At 72.9% G+C, this 17,112-nt stretch carries 14 protein-coding genes and 1 pseudogene; 7 read left to right on the top strand and 8 right to left on the bottom strand.

Annotation, left to right across the window (positions count from 1 at the left end; all coding sequences use genetic code 11):
- The first annotated feature begins 73 nt into the window (after positions 1–73).
- Positions 74–766: a response regulator gene (locus tag CTZ28_RS20670; RefSeq protein ID WP_121891138.1), complete on the top strand. Its 693-nt coding sequence runs from the start codon at positions 74–76 to the stop codon at positions 764–766.
- Between the two features lie 55 nt (positions 767–821).
- Here CTZ28_RS20670 and CTZ28_RS20665 read toward each other — a convergent pair whose 3' ends face one another.
- From CTZ28_RS20665 to CTZ28_RS20630, 8 genes and pseudogenes are all read right to left on the bottom strand, one after another.
- Entirely contained in the window at positions 822–1,403 is a 582-nt protein-coding gene (locus tag CTZ28_RS20665) for an Rv1733c family protein (RefSeq protein ID WP_121891137.1), read from the bottom strand.
- Positions 1,404–1,598: 195 nt separating this feature from the next.
- Entirely contained in the window at positions 1,599–1,946 is a 348-nt protein-coding gene (locus CTZ28_RS20660; protein ID WP_121891136.1) for a cupin domain-containing protein, read from the bottom strand.
- Positions 1,947–2,198: 252 nt separating this feature from the next.
- Positions 2,199–2,475 (bottom strand): annotated as a pseudogene (locus CTZ28_RS47105) (DUF6457 domain-containing protein); the annotation flags it as partial.
- A 62-nt stretch (positions 2,476–2,537) separates the two neighbouring features.
- Entirely contained in the window at positions 2,538–3,173 is a 636-nt protein-coding gene (locus CTZ28_RS20650) for a vitamin K epoxide reductase family protein (RefSeq protein WP_259471714.1), read from the bottom strand.
- Positions 3,174–3,178: 5 nt separating this feature from the next.
- Positions 3,179–3,952 (bottom strand): respiratory nitrate reductase subunit gamma, encoded by a 774-nt coding sequence (gene narI / locus CTZ28_RS20645; protein WP_121891135.1) that lies wholly within the window; start codon positions 3,950–3,952, stop codon positions 3,179–3,181.
- Positions 3,949–4,731 (bottom strand): nitrate reductase molybdenum cofactor assembly chaperone, encoded by a 783-nt coding sequence (narJ, locus tag CTZ28_RS20640; protein ID WP_121891134.1) that lies wholly within the window; start codon positions 4,729–4,731, stop codon positions 3,949–3,951. Before narJ ends, narI begins: the two co-directional genes overlap by 4 nt.
- A complete protein-coding gene (narH, locus tag CTZ28_RS20635) occupies positions 4,728–6,272 on the bottom strand; it encodes a nitrate reductase subunit beta (protein ID WP_121891133.1) in 1,545 nt (514 codons plus the stop codon). Before narH ends, narJ begins: the two co-directional genes overlap by 4 nt.
- 1 nt (position 6,273) lies before the next feature.
- The gene (locus CTZ28_RS20630) at positions 6,274–9,969 is read right to left on the bottom strand and encodes a nitrate reductase subunit alpha (RefSeq protein WP_121891132.1); all 3,696 of its coding nucleotides are present in this window, start codon (positions 9,967–9,969) and stop codon (positions 6,274–6,276) included.
- 331 nt (positions 9,970–10,300) lie between these two features.
- Here CTZ28_RS20630 and CTZ28_RS47100 point away from each other — a divergent pair, with 331 nt between their 5' ends.
- The 6 genes from CTZ28_RS47100 to CTZ28_RS20605 form a co-directional block, all read left to right on the top strand.
- A complete protein-coding gene (locus CTZ28_RS47100) occupies positions 10,301–10,804 on the top strand; it encodes a hypothetical protein (RefSeq protein ID WP_183154492.1) in 504 nt (167 codons plus the stop codon).
- A gap of 315 nt (positions 10,805–11,119) precedes the next feature.
- Positions 11,120–12,394, top strand: a complete 1,275-nt coding sequence (locus CTZ28_RS20625; protein ID WP_121891131.1) for a TIGR04053 family radical SAM/SPASM domain-containing protein — start codon at positions 11,120–11,122, stop codon at positions 12,392–12,394.
- Positions 12,375–14,996, top strand: a complete 2,622-nt coding sequence (locus tag CTZ28_RS20620) for a multicopper oxidase domain-containing protein (protein WP_220795367.1) — start codon at positions 12,375–12,377, stop codon at positions 14,994–14,996. Before CTZ28_RS20625 ends, CTZ28_RS20620 begins: the two co-directional genes overlap by 20 nt.
- A complete protein-coding gene (locus CTZ28_RS20615) occupies positions 14,996–15,442 on the top strand; it encodes a hypothetical protein (RefSeq protein ID WP_121891130.1) in 447 nt (148 codons plus the stop codon). Before CTZ28_RS20620 ends, CTZ28_RS20615 begins: the two co-directional genes overlap by 1 nt.
- Before the next feature lie 43 nt (positions 15,443–15,485).
- Positions 15,486–16,475: an Acg family FMN-binding oxidoreductase gene (locus CTZ28_RS20610; protein ID WP_121891129.1), complete on the top strand. Its 990-nt coding sequence runs from the start codon at positions 15,486–15,488 to the stop codon at positions 16,473–16,475.
- Positions 16,476–16,697: 222 nt separating this feature from the next.
- A partial coding sequence (locus tag CTZ28_RS20605) for a cbb3-type cytochrome c oxidase subunit I (RefSeq protein ID WP_259471726.1) occupies positions 16,698–17,112 on the top strand: 415 nt, incomplete at its 3' end.

Here is a 17,112-nt window from a genome sequence, read left to right as displayed (position 1 = left end):
CGGCCGCGTCCAGTGGGCGAGGTCCGGCGCAGGTTTCAGAGAGCGCAGAACGCAGAACAACGAGGAGTATCCGATGGCGGACGGCGAGCAGCCCGGACCCGACAACCCGATCCGGGTCTTCCTGCTGGACGACCACGAGGTGGTACGGCGCGGGGTGCACGACCTCCTGGACGACGAACCGGACATCACCGTCGTCGGCGAAGCCGCCAACGTCGAGCAGGCCCTGGTCCGGGTGCCCGCCCTGCGCCCGCAGGTGGCGGTGCTCGACGTGCGGCTGCCGGACGGCGACGGGGTGACCGTGTGCCGGGAGCTGCGCTCACGGATGCCGGAGCTGGCCTGTCTGATGCTGACCTCGTTCGACGACGAGGAGGCCCTGCTGGACTCGATCATGGCGGGCGCGTCCGGGTATGTGCTCAAGCAGATCCAGGGCTCCGACCTGGTGTCGGCCGTCCGCACCGTGGCCCGCGGCCAGTCCCTGCTCGACCCCAGCGCCACCGCCAGGCTGATGGCCCGGCTGCGGCAGGGCCAGGAGCCGGAGCCCGAGCCCGAGGCACTGCCGGGGCTGACCGAGCGCGAGCGGGAGATCCTGGCGCTGATCGGCGAGGGCCTGACCAACCGCCAGATCGGCCAGCGGCTCTACCTCGCGGAGAAAACGGTGAAGAACCACATCTCCCGGCTGCTGGCCAAGCTCGGAGTGGAGCGGCGCATCCAGGCCGCCGTCATCGCCACCCAGGCCCAGGACCGGACGAGGCAAGAGGGCTCCTGAAGCCGCCGGGCCGGTTCTCCGGGTTCCCCCGAGGGCCGGCCACGACACGGGCCCGTCACGCGTGCCGCTGTCCCCGCTGCGCGTCGAACCTGGCCCAGGCGTCGTCCCATTGCGTCCTGCGGCGCCCGTCCAGCCATCCCCGGGCGGCCCACCAGCCGCCCACCACCAGGGCGCACGCGCCCGCCCCTGCGCTCGCGCCGAGTGCGACCCCCTGGGACCTGGCCTGTGCCGGAGTGGGCGGGGCGGGACGCAGGCGGCCCGCCCCGTCGAGCCACACCGTGGTGGACGAACCGGCCCTGCCGCCCGCCGCCACCGGGGCCTCACCGGTCTTGAGCGATCCGTCGGGCGTCGTCCAGCGCACCGTCGCCCGCACCTGGTCCTCCGCCATGCCGGGGAGCCCCGACGGCGTCGCGGCGGCGTCCTCGACGAGGCGCGCCGCGGCGCGGTGCAGACCCTGGGCCTGGCCGAGAGCGGCGCTCTCGCCGACGCCGGCCATCGTCATGCCCACCGCAGGCGCCGTGACCAGCAGCGTCGTCGCCGCTGCCACACCGATCCAGGCTTCGGCGACGTCGGAACGGCGCTTGAGCGGGTTGCGCCGCCAGCGCCAGAACCACACCCTGCCACCGCGTATCAGCATCTGTGCGTCCCTCCGGGCACGATGGACCTGAACGTCACACCGCTACGGTGACGGATCGGCGCCGGATGGCGGCAGAGACCAACGGGGCCGTCCTGTCAGGGCCGATGGGCCCGTCGTGCAAGGCCGGCCGGACTCGGCGGGCTGCCGAGGCCCGGCCGCGCGGAATCAGGGGCAGGGCACACGGCGGTGCGTCGGTCATGCCGCGGCGGGCGGCCCGGACGGTTCGGGGGCGGGCAGCATGGTCAGCAGCATCACACTGGGTTCGACGGCGCGCACGGTGTGCGGCAGCCGGGCGGGCAGGTGGATCCAGCCTCCGGGTGTCGCTTCGGTCCTCTCCTCGCCCAGGACGAGGTCGAGCCGGCCCTGGACGACCTGGATGACGACGGGAAGCGCGGAGGTGTGCTCGGTCAGTTCCTGGCCGGCGGCGAAGGCGAAGCCGACCACGCGCAGCCGGTCGTCGCGGTACAGGACACGGCTGAGCGTGCCCTCTTCGGGCACCTTCAGTTCGGCGACCAGATCGGTGATCACGGTGGCGGTCGGCACGGATGCCTTCTCAAGGCTGCGGCGCTGTCCTGCGCGGCCTGGTACGGGGGTGCTCTTCTGCGGCGCCGCGCGATCGTCCGACGCCGTGCTCGCGCCTCGCGCTCTGCCCGCACCGGCCTTGTCCGGACAAGCCTGAGCGGGAGAAGCGGCCGGCGGCGGGGCCGTCCCGGTCGACGGACCCGACGGGCCCCATGGTGGGTGAGCTCGGCGGGGCGGTGGCGCGGGCGTCCCGCCGGTGGTGGGGGAGGGCGGTCAGCCGGTCCCGGAGGTGGGTTCGGGGCCGGTCTCGGCGGCCCACCGGGCGGCCATGGCCCCGGCGCGCCGGGCCGCGGCGGCCACCGCGTCGGGCCCGCCGTCCGCCTGTCCCGCCGCGTACCCGACGAGGAAGGTCGTCAGTGGCGCGGCCGGCCGTGCGACGCCGTGGGCGGCATCGCCCGCGAGCGCGAGGAGGAGCGCCTGGTCGACGTCGAGATCGATGCCCAGGCCGGCCTTGAGGGCGGCCATCCATTCCTTCAGTACATCGTCCATGATCTTGTACTTTCGTTCGGGTGAGCGGAGTGCGGAGTGCGGCGAGCGGAGTGCGGCAGCCGGTTACAGCAGGCTGCTCCAGTACGGCCAGAAACGGGTGAGGACGAGCAGTGCGATCACCCCGTACCAGGCCGTGAGCAGCAGCCAATGTGTGTCCCGCAGGACCTCCAGGACACCCCGGGGCGCGGGGACGACGCCGTGTTCCAGGCAGTGCAGGGTCACACACCAGAACAGGCCGATGGTGACGACCCAGACGACGGCGCAGTAGGGGCAGATCTTGTTGAGCTCGTAGAGCGACTGCCCGATCAGCCAGTGGACGAACACCACCCCCGCCAACGCCCCGGCATCCAGCGCGAGCCACAGCCGGCGGTGCAGCCGCGCCCCCGCGAGCACGGCGACGCCCAGGGCGGCCACGGCGGCGAACGCCCCGAGACCGAGCAGCATGTTGGGGAAACCGAACAGGCTGCCCTGCCGGCTGGACATGACGCTGCCGCACGTGACGACGGGACTGATGTCGCACGGCGGTCGATAGGCGGGATCGCCGAGGAGCCGCCAGCCGTCCACGGTGAGCTGGAAGGAGGCGAGCCAGCCGACGACCCCGGTGAGGACCATCGCCCAGCCCGTCCGGCGGCTCGCGCCCCCTGCGGGTGTGCGCCGGGCGATCGTGGCGTCCGGCGCGAGCCCGGGGCCCTGACCCATGCCGCTCACCGGGAGCCGGAGACCGACCGGGGCCGGTGCGCGGCCTTCGGGTCCGCGGCCGGTGCGGTGCGCCGCCGGTAGACCAGGTAGGGGCGGGCGAGATAGCCGATCGGGACGCTCCACACATGGACGAGGCGGGTGAAGGGCCAGGCGGCGAAGAGCAGGCAGGCGGTCAGGGCGTGCAGCTGGAACAGCAGCGGGGCACCGGCGATCGCCTCCGGCTGCGGCTGGAGGGTGAAGATGCCGCGGAACCAGACGGAGACCGTCTCCCGGTAGTCGTAGCCGCCGCCGAACACGTTGTGCGCGGCGGTGGCCGTGATGCCCAGCAGGACCGTGGCGGACAGCAGCGGGAAGAGGAGCTTGTCGCTGCGGTCGGTGCCGAGCCGGATCCGGCGGGTCAGCAGGCGCCGCGCGCACAGCATCCCGAGTCCGGTGACCATGGCGACGCCCGCCACGGAACCCGCCCACACGGCCACGGTGTGGTAGGCGTGCTCGCTGATCCCCGCCGCCTCGGACCAGGACGCGGGCACGGCGAGTCCCACGACATGTCCGCCGATCACCATGAAGGTACCCAGATGGAACAGCGGGCTGCCCCAGCGCAGCCAGCGGTGCTCCAGCAGCTGGCTGGTGTGGGAGGTCCAGCCGAACTGGTCCTGCCGGTAGCGCCACACGTGTCCGACGGCGAACACGGCGAGGCAGACGTAGGGGAAGGCGACCCACAGGAGCAGATCGGCGCCGCTCGCCGAGCCGGTGGCCAGGGGCGGGACAGGGGCGGTCATCGGGGGCCTTCCGTGCGGCTGGTCGGGGCGGGCGGAACCCGGGTCGGCGGGGCGGGCGGCGGCGGCACGAAGGCGTCACGTGGCGCGAACTCCCCGTCCCCGTAGGGGTCGAGGCCGACCTCCTCGCCCGGCGGGCCCTCGGCGACGAGCTGGGCCACCGCCGCGCGGTCGGCCTCGGTGGCGGGCGGCAGCAGCGTGAGCAGCGCGCCCAGGACATGCCGGTACGGGGAGTCGGAGTCGGTCAGCGCCCGGTGGATCAGCTCCAGCCCTCGCCGGTGCCGGCGCAGCGGCGCCTCGCCCCCGCCCGGACCCGCGAGGGCGGCGAACTCCAGGACCACCGGCAGATGGTCGGGCAGTTCGCCGCCGTCGGTGTCCCAACCGGCGGCCCGGTAGCACTGGGCGAGGGTGAGCAGGGCCATGCCCCGGCGGCGGGTGTCGCCGTGCAGGTAGTAAGTGAGGTAGAGGCTGCTTCTGCGGCGCAGGTCGAACATCTCGACGTAGTGCCGCTCCCACGCGTCGGGCTCCTGGCCGGTGAGCCAGCCGGTGAAGGCGGTCAGCTGCTCGGCGGCGGGCGAGGGCGGCAGCGCCTCGACGGTGGCCGTCAGCACCGGCCGGGCGGTGGCGAGTTCACGGTCCGGGTACTGCAGCAGCAGGGAGCAGAGGCGGAGCAGCAGAGCGCGGTCCGCTGCCTCCTCGGGGGTGAGCCGGGGCCGTCGCCGCACGGCCGCGCGGACGCGGGTGCGGACGAGGGCGGGAATCGTCGCGGGCAGCGGGCTCATGGACGGCCTCCGTCGGCGGCTTCGGGCGCACGGCGGCGCAGGGTGGGGATGCCGAGCAGCACGCGCCGCCCCCCGGCGTCCGTCGGGTCACCGGACGACTCGACCGGGCAGCGGTTCTCCATCGCGGTCAGCGCGGCCGCGTCCTCCTTGTGCGCGGCGGGCACGACGTACCGGTCCTGGTACTTGGCGACGGCGAGGAGCCGGTGCAGGTCCTCCGCCTCCTGGGCGGTGAGCCCGACGGCCTTGAGCACGGTCTCGTCACCGGTCTCGCCGAGGATGCGTTCGCGCATGTACGAGCGCAGCGCGGTGAGTTTCATCAGGACCCCGGCGACGACGTCGGTGTCCTTGGCGGTGAACAGTTCCGCCAGATACTCCAGCGGGATCCGCAGCCGGGTGACGGCGGCGAAGACATGGTCGGGGTCGTCCTGGTTCCCGCCCGCCGCGTCGACGGCGTCGAGGACGGGGGAGAGCGGCGGCACGTACCAGACCATCGGCATCGTCCGGTACTCCGGGTGCAGGGGCAGCGCCACCTTGTAGCGCATCACCAGGTCGTATACGGGGGAGCGGCGGGCCGCCGCCAGCCAGTCCTCGGGGATCCCGGACTCCCGGGCGGCGGCGATCACTTCGGGGTCGTGCGGGTCGAGGAAGACGCCGCGCTGGGCGTCCAGCAGGTCCTTCTCGTCCGGGGTGGCCGCGGCCTCGCCGACCCGGTCGGCGTCGTAGAGGAGCAGACCGAGGTAGCGCAGCCGGCCCACACAGGTCTCGGAGCAGACGGTGGGCTGGCCGGCCTCGATGCGCGGGAAGCAGAACGTGCACTTCTCGGCCTTGCCGGTGGCGTGGTTGATGTACACCTTCTTGTACGGGCACGCCGTCACGCACATCCGCCAGCCCCGGCAGCGGTCCTGGTCGACCAGGACGATGCCGTCCTCGACGCGCTTGTACATCGCGCCGGACGGGCAGGCGGAGACGCAGGCCGGGTTGAGGCAGTGCTCGCACAGACGGGGCAGATGGAACAGGAAGGTCTGCTCGAACGCGAACTTCACCTTCTGCGCCCACTCGCCGGTCAGATTGGGGTCGCCGCCCGCGTGCTCCGGGGCGCCGCCCAGGCCGTCCTCCCAGTTGGCGCCCCAGGTGATGGCGGTGGGCCGGCCGGTGAGGACCGAGCGGGGGCGGGCGACCGGGACGTCCTTTCCGGCCGGGGCCGAGACCAGGTTGTCGTAGTCGTAGGTGACCGGCTCGTAGTAGTCCTCGATGGCCGGCAGGTCGGGGTTGGCGAACAGGGACAGCAGCCTCTTGACCCGGCCGCCTGAGCGCAGGACCAGGCGGCCCCGCTTGTCGAGCATCCAGCCGCCCTTCCAGCGCTCCTGGTCCTCGTAGCGGCGCGGGTAGCCGACGCCCGGTTTGGTCTCGACGTTGTTGAACCAGGCGTACTCGACGCCGGTGCGGTTGGTCCATGTCTGCTTGCAGGTGACCGAGCAGGTGTGGCAGCCGATGCACTTGTCGAGGTTCATGACCATCGCGATCTGTGCCATGACGCGCATGTCAGTACTCCACTTGCTGGCTGCGGCGGCGGATGACGGTGACCTCGTCGCGCTGGTTGCCGGTCGGGCCGTAGTAGTTGAAGGCGTAGGTGAACTGGGCGTAGCCGCCCGCCAGATGGGTGGGCTTGAGCAGCAGCCGGGTCAGCGAGTTGTGGATGCCGCCCCGCTTGCCGCCGACCTCGGTCTTCGGGACGTCCACGGTGCGGTCCTGGGCGTGGTACATGTACACGGTGCCCTCGGGCATCCGGTGGGTGACCACGGCCCGGCAGGCGACGACGCCGTTGCGGTTGTACGCCTCGATCCACTCGTTGTCCTTCACGCCGATCTTCTCGGCGTCGGCGGTGGACATCCAGATCACCGGGCCGCCGCGGGACAGGGCGAGCATGTACTTGTTGTCCTGGTAGTTCGAGTGGATGGACCACTTGGAGTGCGGGGTGAGGTAGCGGACCGTCACCTCGGCCCGGCCGTCGTGCAGCCGCTCGTCGCCGTAGTGCCGGGGTGTGTTCAACGGCGGCCGGTAGACGGGAAGTTGTTCGCCGAGCTCGGCCATCCAGTCGTGCTGGACGAAGAAGTGCTGGCGGCCGGTGAGGGTGTGCCAGGGCTTCTTGTGCTCGGTGTTGATGACGAACGGCGAGTAGCGCCGGCCGCCGGTCTCCGAGCCCGACCACTCGTAGGAGGTCATCACGGCGCGCGGCTGGGTGCGGGTGTCGGCGAAGGTGATCCGCTCGGCCTCGCGTTCGCCGGCCAGTTCCACCAGGCCCTCGCTGCCGGTCTGCCGCTCCATCTCGCGGAATCCCTCGGTGGCAAGACGGCCGTTGGTGGTGCCGGACAGGGCGAGGATCGCCTCACACATGTCGGCGGCGGTGGCCAGGGAGGGCCGCCCCGTGGCGACCCCGTCCCGTACGGTCCCGCAGCGCCGGCGCAGCTCGTCCAGCTCCTGGTCCGGGTGGACGGTGATGCCCTTGGTGGTGGTGCCCAGGGTGTCCAGCAGCGGGCCCACGGCGCGCATCTTCTGCGCGGTCGCGGCGTAGTCCCGTTCGACGACGACGAGCTTCGGCATGGTCCGCCCGGGGACCGGCTCGCATTCGCCGGTCTTCCAGTCCCGCACCACCCCGCCCGGCTGGGCGAGTTCGTCGGGGGTGTCATGGGTGAGCGGCACGGCGAGCACATCGGTCCGGGTGCCGAGGTGCTCGGCGGCCAGCTCGCTGAACCGGTCGGCGATGGTCAGGAACGTGTCGTAGTCGGTGCGGGCCTGCCAGGGCGGGGCGATGGCCGGGGTGAAGGCGTGCACGAAGGGGTGCATGTCCGTGCTGGACAGGTCGTCCTTCTCGTACCAGGTCGCGGCCGGCAGGACCACGTCGGCCATCAGCCCGGTGGACGTCATCCGGAAGTCCATGCAGACCAGCAGGTCGAGCTTGCCCTCGGGCGCCTCCTCGCGCCACACCACCTCCTTGGGACGTCCCTCGGCCGGGGTCTCCGCGGAGCGGACCGCCGCGTCCGTGCCCAGCAGGTGCCGCAGGAAGTACTCGTTGCCCTTGCCGGAGGAACCGAGCAGGTTGGCCCGCCAGACGGTGAGCACGCGCGGGAAGTTGGCGGGGTCGTCCGGGTCCTCGGCGGCGAACCGCAGCCTGCCGGACTTCAGTTCGTCGACTATGTGCTCGGCGACCGGCCGGCCCGCCCGCGCCGCCTCGTCCGTCAGGTCCAGCGGGTTGCGGTTGAAACCGGGGTGACCGGGCGTCCAGCCGAGTCGCACGGCCTGCGCCAGGCAGTCGGCGAACCCCTTGCCCGCGAACCGCCCGTCCCCGAGCGGGGAGGCCAGCTCGTCGGGCCCGAACGCCTCGTACCGCCACTGGTCCGAGTTCAGGTACCAGTACGACGTGCCGGCCATGTGCCGTGTGGGCCGCTGCCAGTCGAAGGCGAAGGCCAGATGCTGCAGCCCGGTGACCGGGCGTACCTTCTCCTGGCCGACGTAGTGCGCCCAGCCGCCGCCGTTGACGCCCTGGCAGCCGGTCATGGTCACCAGGGCCAGGAACGCGCGGTAGATGGTGTCGGAGTGGAACCAGTGGTTGGTGCCGGCACCCAGGGCGATCATCGAACGGCCCCGGGTCCGTTCGGCGTTGCGGGCGAACTCCCGGGCGATCCGGGCCGCCTGCTCGGCCGGGACGGACGTGATTTCCTCCTGCCAGGCGGGGGTGTACGGCTCGTCGGCGTCCTCGTAGGAGGCCGGCCAGCTGCCCGGCAGACCCGGCCGCCGCACTCCGTACTGCGCCAGCATCAGGTCGAACACCGTGGTGACCGTACGCCCGCCGATGCGCCGCACCGGCACGCCGCGCACCATGACCGAACCGCCCTCCGTGCTGCCCTCGTCGAAGCGGGGCAGGGCCACGGCCACCGTCTCCTCCGCACCGTCGAGCAGGCTCAACTCGGGGACCACATCGCCCAGTTCGAGGTTCCAGCGGCCTCGCTCGGCCTCCCCCCACCGGAAGCCGAGCGAGCCGCCCGGGACCACCGGTTCGCCGGTGGCCCGGTCCAGGAGGACCGTCTTGAAGTCGGCGTGCTCCTCGGTACGGCCGAGATCCGCGGCGGTCAGGAACCCGTCCGGCACCAGACCGTGCTCGTGCTCGCGCAGGGCGACCAGGAACGGCGCGTCCGTGTAGGTCCGCAAGTAGTCCTGGAAGTACGGCACTTCGCGCTCGACCAGGAACTCGCGCAGGATCACGTGCCCCATCGCCATCGCCAGCGCCCCGTCGGTGCCGGGGTGCGGGGCCACCCACTCGTCGGCGTGCTTGACGTTGTCGGCGTAGTCGGGACTGACCGCGACGACCTTGGTGCCGTTGTACCGGGTCTCGGTGAGGAAGTGCGCGTCGGGCGTGCGGGTGACCGGGATGTTGGAACCCCACATGATCAGATAGCCCGCGTTCCACCAGTCGGCCGCCTCGGGCACATCGGTCTGGTCGCCGAAGACCTGCGGCGAGGCGATCGGCAGATCGGCGTACCAGTCGTAGAAGGACAGCAGGGTCCCGCCGATCAGCGACATGAACCGGGCACCGGCCGCGAAGGACGCCATCGACATCGCCGGGATCGGCGAGAAGCCCGCGACGCGGTCGGGGCCGTACGCCTTGACCGTGTGCACATGCGCGGCGGCGACGAGCTCGCTCACCTCGTCCCAGTCGGCGCGGACCAGACCCCCCTTGCCGCGGGCCCGCTTGTACGCCCGTGCCTTCGCCGGGTCGGAGGTGATCTCGGCCCAGGCCGCCACCGGGTCACCGAGCCGCCGGCGGGCCTCACGCCACAGCTTCAGCAGCGCGCCGCGCACATACGGGTAGCGGACCCTGCTGGGCGAGTAGGTGTACCAGGAGAACGAGGCACCACGGGGGCAGCCGCGCGGCTCGTACTCGGGGCAGTCCGCGCCGATCGAGGGATAGTCCGTGGCCTGGTGCTCCCAGGTGATGATGCCGTCCTTGACGTACACCATCCACGAGCAGGAACCGGTGCAGTTGACGCCGTGCGTGGAGCGCACCACCTTGTCGTGCGCCCACCGGTCCCGGTAGAAGCCCTCCCACCGCGGATCGCCCGTGCCGAACACGGCGCGTCCGTCGGCGGACACCTCGCGGCGGGTGAGCAGCCTGCGGGCGGCCAGCGGCCAGCCCTCAGCGGCCTGCGGCGCCTGACGCCGTGCTGTCTGATCGTTCTCCATGGCCGGAACGCTAGAGGCCGCGGTCCGTGGTGAACCTGGGGCGGGCGGTCCACGCCGGACGACCTTCCGGCCCCATCCGGGCGGCCGCAAGAGGGCCCAATGGTCCCGGCGGCGGGGCCCGGTCGGCCGCCGAGCCGGGTGTACCGGCGCTGCATGCTGGGCGGTGATCGGGCCGCGGACAAACCGTCCGTGCCACCGCACGCGGCGCCGGGAGCCTTCGGCTGCGGCTCGGTCGCCGCTGCCCCGAAGCCACCCCACACAGTGCGGCGGCGCACGGGCCCGGCCCGAGCCGCCGCACCCGCACATACCTCAGGAAAGAAGGACACCAGTCATGGACGGATCACACCGGCGAGCCGGCATCCTGCTCCGGACGGTCGGCATGGCCCTGGGCGTCGCCGGACCGGTCATGGTGCTGCGCGGCTGCACCGGCAGGAAGGAGATCCGCACCGAACTGGCCGCCCAGAAGATCACCTTCCCCGGTCGCGGGCTGCCCGCGGAACTCGCCTCCTACGCGGGCCGGAGCGTGGAGACCGGACCCGAGGCACACGCCTACGCCGAGTTCATCAAGGGCAACCTCGCCCGCACCACCGGCGGTCGCACCTATGCCGAGATCACCGCGGAACTCCACGCCGCGGGCGACCACGACGAGAAGCTCGCCGAGCTGCGCCAGACCGCGTTCACGGGCCAGTCCCTGCGCGCCTCACTGATGTCCGCCTACCAGGCGTGGCACCTCACGACCCTGGTCACCGGCCTGGGCGCCGCACTGACCGGCCTGGGCGTGACCCTGGTGGCCACCGCGGACGCCCTGACCTCCCACTCCCCGAACCGCTCCTGAACCCACGGCGGCCCGCGACGAGTCCGACGGCCCGCACGGCCCTGTGGTACCCGCCGCGAACAGGGACCGTCGGCCCTGTGCGAGAAGACCATCGGCCGCCGCGCCGAACCCCGTCGCCGGTGAATGCTGACGACGACCGATCCGGAGGTGTCCCGTGCACGACGAAGTCGACCGCCCTCACGGCCGATTCCACCGCAGTCGCTCGCGGTGGGTGTCAGGCACGGTCCGGCCCGGTCACCGTCCGGCCGCCCGCCACGTACGCCCCGACACCAGGGCGGCCGGACACCGGCCAGGCAGGCCGGGGAGGACCGTGCGATGAGCGCCGTTCCCCAGGCCATCCGACGCCAGCGGCACGACGCGGGGGAGCGGCCGTTCATCGTCATCTGGGAGTCCACCCGGGCCTGCCCGCTGGCCTGCCTGCACTGCCGCGCCGAGGCCGTGCCCGACCGTGACCCACGGGAGCTGGACACCGCCGCCGCGAAGGACCTGCTGCACCAGGTGGCCGCCTTCGGGCAGCCCGCCCCGCTGTTCGTGATCACCGGCGGTGACCCGTTCCAGCGCCCCGACCTGACCGAGCTCATCGCCCACGGCCGTCAGGCCGGGGTCCGGGTCGCGGTCTCCCCGTCCGGCACCCCCACGCTCACCGCGGCGCGGCTGCGGGAGCTGCACACGGCGGGCGCGGTCGGGCTCTCGCTGAGCCTGGACGGGTCCACCGCCGCGATCCACGACACCTTCCGCGGCGTACCGGGGGTGTTCCGCTGGACCCTGGACGCCTGGGACACCGCGCGCGCCCTCGGCATGAAGGTGCAGATCAACACCACGGTCACCCGGCACAACCTGCACGACCTCCCCGACATCGTCCGGCTGGTCGCCGAGCACGGGGCGATGCTCTGGAGCGCCTTCTTCCTGGTGCCCACCGGCCGTGGCCGCGGCCTCGGCGCCCTGACCCCCGGCGAGGTCGAGGACGTACTCAACTTCGTCCACGACGTGGGCCTGACGGTGCCCGCCAAGACCACCGAGGCCCATCACTTCCGCCGCGTCGCCCTGCAGCGCCGGATCCTCGCCGCCACCGGTGACGACCACGCGGTGGCACTCGGACTCGGCCCGCTGTACCGGGAGTTGCGCGAGCGAGCCGCCCAACTGGGCCTGGACGCCCACACCCGCCGGGTACGGCGCCCGCCCCTGGACGTCAACGCGGGCCGCGGCTTCGTCTTCGTCTCGCACACCGGCACCGTGCACCCGAGCGGCTTCCTCCCGCTCGGCGCCGGAAGCGTGCGCGAGAAGCCGCTGACGGAGATCTACCGCACCTCGGAACTCTTCACCGGCCTGCGGGACGCCGACCGGCTGGGCGGCCGGTGCGGCGCGTGCGAGTTCCGCCGCGTCTGCGGCGGCTCACGGTCCCGCGCGTACGGCCTCACCGGCGACCCGTACGCCGAGGAACCGTGGTGCGGCTACGTCCCCGGGTCCTTCCCGTACCAACGGGAACTGGCCGCGCTGCTGTCGGGCGACACCGCCGCGGACCCGCCCGCTCGTCCCCGTCCGACCGCCGCCCCGGGCGGCAAGGAGCACCGTGCACCGCGAGAACGATGACCCCGCCCCAGGCGGTGGCCGCCCGCCCAGCAGATTCAAGGCGTCCGGCCTGCGCCGCCGGCACCTGGGCGCCCATGTCCTGGTCGCGGCCTGGGCCGTGCTCGCGCTGGCGGCGGCGAGCGCCCAGCAGACGCTGCCCGTGGCCCGCTGGCTGGCCGTCCACCTGTTTCTGCTTGGCGCCGCCACCACCGCCATCGTGGTGTGGAGCGAGCACTTCGCCGTCGCCATGCTGCACGCCCAGCTGCCCGACCGGCGGTGGAGCGACGCCCGGCTGGCCGGCGTCAACACCGGGGTCGCCGGCGTCCTCACCGGTGTATGGGCCGACCTGCCCGTCCTGACCGGTGCCGGCTGCGCGCTGCTGATCACCGCGGTCACCGCACACCTGGTGGTGCTGGTCCGCATCGGCCGGGGCGCGCTGGGCGGCCGGCTCGCCCCGATCGCCGACTACTACCGGGCCGGTGCGGCGGCCCTGGTCGTCGGCGCGGCGCTGGGCTGGGTGCTGGCCACCGGCCAAGTCGGCCCGCACCACTACAGCGGGCTGAAACTGGCCCATGTGCAGGTCACCCTGCTCGGCTGGATCGGACTTCCCGTGCTGGGCACGCTGTTCATGCTCTGGCCCACCGTGCTGGGTGTGCGCATGGCCGAGCGCACCACCCGGCTGGCGCGCCGGGTGCTGTGGCTGACGGCGGGCGGTCTCGCCGTCGCGGTCGCCGCGCTGGCGGGCGGCCTGCGCCCCGTCGCCGTGCTCGGCGTCGGCGGCTACGCGGCCGGAGTCACCGTCGCGGTCCAGCTGTTCGCCCGTACGGTGCGCCGGCGGCCCGCGATCGCGGCGGGCGCCGCGTGGACGCTGGCCGCCGCCGCGGGATGGCTGTGCGCCGGCGTGCTCGTGGACCTGGGGCTGCTCGCCGCACGGCCGCTCACCGAGGTACGGGACGACATCGGCGCCCTGGTTCCGGTGCTGCTCGTCGGGTTCGTCGCACAGGTCCTCATCGGGGCCCTCACCTACCTGCTGCCCGTCGTGCTGTCCGGCGGCTCCGGGGAACGGGCCGCGCTGCGGGCGGTACTCGAACGGGGCTGGGTGCCACGGCTGGTCGTCCTCAACCTCGGGGTGGCCCTCCTGGCGCTTCCGCTGCCCGGTCCCGCCGGCACGGCCGGCATGCTGCTGGCCGGTGTCGCGGGGGCCGCGTTCCTCGCCCTGGTGGTGCGCGTACTGGTCCGCGGCGGACGAGGCGTCCTCCAGGACACGGACAGGGCCGGCGGCGGGTCACGGAGCCCCGTCCTGTGGGGCACCGGCGTCGGCGCCGTGATGACCGTACTGGCCGTCCTCCTGGCGAACAGCGGCGGGGACACGGGCGGTGGGACGAGCGCCGGCGGGACGGCACAGGCGGGCACCGCGGCCACGCGCACGGTCGCCGTCACCCTGGCCGACATGCGGATCCGCCCGGCCCGTATCGAGGTCGCCGCGGGCACCGCCCTCAGACTGAACGTCACCAACACCGACACCCAGCGCCACGACCTCAAGGTCGAGGACGGTCCCGCCACCCCGATGCTCGCCCAGGGCACCACCCGGGTGCTCGACCTCGGAACGGTCACCGAGAGCCGCGAGGCGTGGTGCACCCTGCCGGGCCACCGGGCGGCCGGGATGACGATGGACATCGTCGTGACGGACGGCGCGGCAACCGGGAGCGGCGGACACGAAGGACACACCTCGGCGGCCACCGACGACGGCGGCCTGGACCTCGCCGCCGACTTCTCCACCGGCTGGAAGGAACGCGACGCCGAACTGGCCCCCGCGCCCGGCGGGACGGTGCACAAGGTCGAACTGCGTGCCGTCCCCAGGACCGTGGAGGTGGCTCCGGGCGTGAAACAGCAGATGTGGACCTTCGGCGGCACCGCACCGGGCCCCACCCTGCGCGGCACGGTGGGCGACGTCTTCGAGGTCACGCTCGTCAACGACGACCCGGCCATGGGCCACGGCATCGACTTCCACGCCGGTTCCCTCGCCCCCGACCGGCCCATGCGCACCCTCGCGCCCGGTGAGCGTCTCATCTACCGCTTCCGCGCCGACCGGGCCGGGGCATGGCTCTACCACTGCAGCACCGCGCCGATGCTGCAGCACATGGGCAACGGCATGTACGGCGCCGTCATCATCGACCCGCCCGGGCTGGCCGAGGTGGACCACGAGTACGTGCTGGTCTCCTCCGAGCTCTATCTCGGCACCCCGGGCAGCTCGGCCCAGGTGGCGAAGATGCGTCAGGGCACCCCGGACGCCTGGATGTTCAACGGCGCCGCCGACCAGTACCGGCAGCGACCCCTGAAGGTGAAGGCCGGCCAGCGGATCCGGTTCTGGGTCATCGCCGCCGGGCCCAGCGACGGCACCGCGTTCCACATCGTCGGGACCGTCTTCACCACCGTGTACAAGGAGGGCGCCTACCTGCTACGGCCGGGCCAGGCCGGTGGCTCGCAGGTGCTGGACCTGGCCCCGGCGCAGGGCGGATTCGTCGAGACCACGTTCCCCGAGGCCGGCCACTACACGTTCGTCGACCACGACATGCGGCACGCCGAGGCAGGCGCGCACGGCATGGTGGAGGTGAGGGACTGATGGACACCGTCGGCCTGTGGGCCCTGGTGCGATGGGTGCATGTGGCGGGCGCGGCCCTGTGGGTCGGCGGCCAACTGGCCCTGACCCTGGTGGTGCTGCCGCTGGCCCGGCGCATGCTGGCAGCGGACGCCAGGGACCGGTTCGCGGCCGAGGCGGGCCGCCGGTTCGGGATGCTGACCGGAGCGGTCTTCCTGCCGTTGCAGCTGGCCACCGGCTGGGCCATGGCCTGGCACAAGGGAGTCACCTGGGCCTCCCTCGCCGAACCCGGCTACGGCCGCACCCTCGGGGCCAAACTCGCCCTGTTCGTCGCGGTGATGCTCGCCGCGGCCGGACACGGCATTGCCCACGCCAAGGGCCGCGCAGGCCTGGCCCGGGCCCTGGCGGTCGCCTCCCTCGTCGGCTCGCTCGGAGTCGTCCTGCTCGCCACCGCCCTGCCCGCCACCTGACCCACGGCCACGACGTAGCCACGACGTACAAGGAGGACACATCATGCGCACCCGAGCCGCGCTGGACGCGGCCACCGTGGAGTCGCTGCTGGCGGCCGCCGTCGCAGCACCGTCGATCCACAACACCCAGCCCTGGCGCTTCCGGCTGGACCCCGACAGCCAGGCGCTGGAGGTCCATTCGATGCCGCAGCGCACACTGCCGCTGGCCGATCCGACGCACCGCGCCCAGTATCTGTCCGTGGGCGCGGCGATCTTCAACCTCCGGCTCGCCGCCGTCCACCTGGGCCGGCGCGCCGAGGTGCGGCTGCTGCCGGACCCGCACCAGCCCGGCCTGCTGGCCGCCGTACGGCTGACCAGCCCGCTCGGTACGCACGACGAACCGCCGGACCCGGGTCTCCATGAGGCCATCGCACGGCGGCACACGAGCCGGCTGCCCTTCACCGGGCGCCCGGTGCCCGAGCCGATCGTGGCGGAGATGGCGGCGGCCGCGCACGCCGCCGCGGCCCGCCTGCACATACCGGACATAGCCGGTGCGCGGCGGCTGCTGCGTCTGACCGCCGCGGCCGAAGGGCGCAACCACACCCATCCGGCACGCATGGCCGAGACCCTCGCCTGGATCACCGCCCCGGGAGCGGCCACCCCCTACGGCATTCCCCTCACCGCCCTCGGCCCGCCCGACGCGGGCCGAAGGATACCGATGCGGGACTTCACCGGTCCGCTGCCCGTCGTCCGGCGGCCCGCCCTGTGGTTCGAACGCCACGTTCAGCTGGCCCTGTTGTGGACGCCCCACGACCGGCGGGACGACTGGCTGCGGGCCGGGCAGGCGCTGCAGTACGTGCTGCTCACGGCGACCGCCCACGGGCTGCGCACCTCACTTCTGCACCAGGCCATGGAATGGCCCGACCTGCGGGCCGCCATGGCCCCGCCGCACTACAAGCGGTGCCATCCGCACATGCTGATCCGGTTCGGGTACGGCCCGGACGGCACCGGCACACCGCGAGGTCCCGGGCGGTCCGCTCCCGCCGCGGCGTGAAGAGGGCCCGTTGGCCCCCGTCCGGGGGCCGATCCGGGGCTGTTCGGCCCTATCTGCCCCGGGTACCCCTGCGGCGATCATGAGGCGGCGGCCGGGAAGGCCAGGTTCAGACCCGCACCCGTGGCACTTCCCGGCCGGTCGCCCAAGGGCAGAAGGGGAGGACACCGTCCGGTGGACGAGACGCAACAACAGGTGGAGACCGGCCGGTCGAAGGACCCGGCGGTGGTCTCGGCGGCCGCGGGGACATCCGGCCGCGGGGCGCGGACGGCGGGCGGACGGCCCTCGTGGGCGGACTGGCTGACGACGACGGATCACAAGCGGATCGGGACGATGTACCTGGTCAGTGCGTTTGTGTTCTTCGTTGTCGGTGGTGTGTTGGCGTTGTTGATGCGTGCGGAGCTGGCGCGGCCGGGTCTGCAGATCATGTCGAACGAGCAGTTCAACCAGGCGTTCACGATGCATGGTTCGATCATGCTGTTGATGTTCGCGATGCCGTTGTTCACGGGTTTCGCGAACTGGATCATGCCGTTGCAGATCGGTGCGCCGGATGTGGCGTTCCCGCGGTTGAACATGCTGGCGTTCTGGCTGTTCCTGTTCGGTTCGTCGATCGCGGCGTTCGGTTTCTTCACGCCGGACG

The sequence above is a fragment of the Streptomyces shenzhenensis genome, from assembly GCF_003688995.1.
GTDB lineage: Bacteria > Actinomycetota > Actinomycetes > Streptomycetales > Streptomycetaceae > Streptomyces > Streptomyces shenzhenensis_A.
The sequence above is the reverse complement of the archived record's forward strand: the minus strand, read 5'-3'. Positions and strand labels throughout refer to the sequence as shown.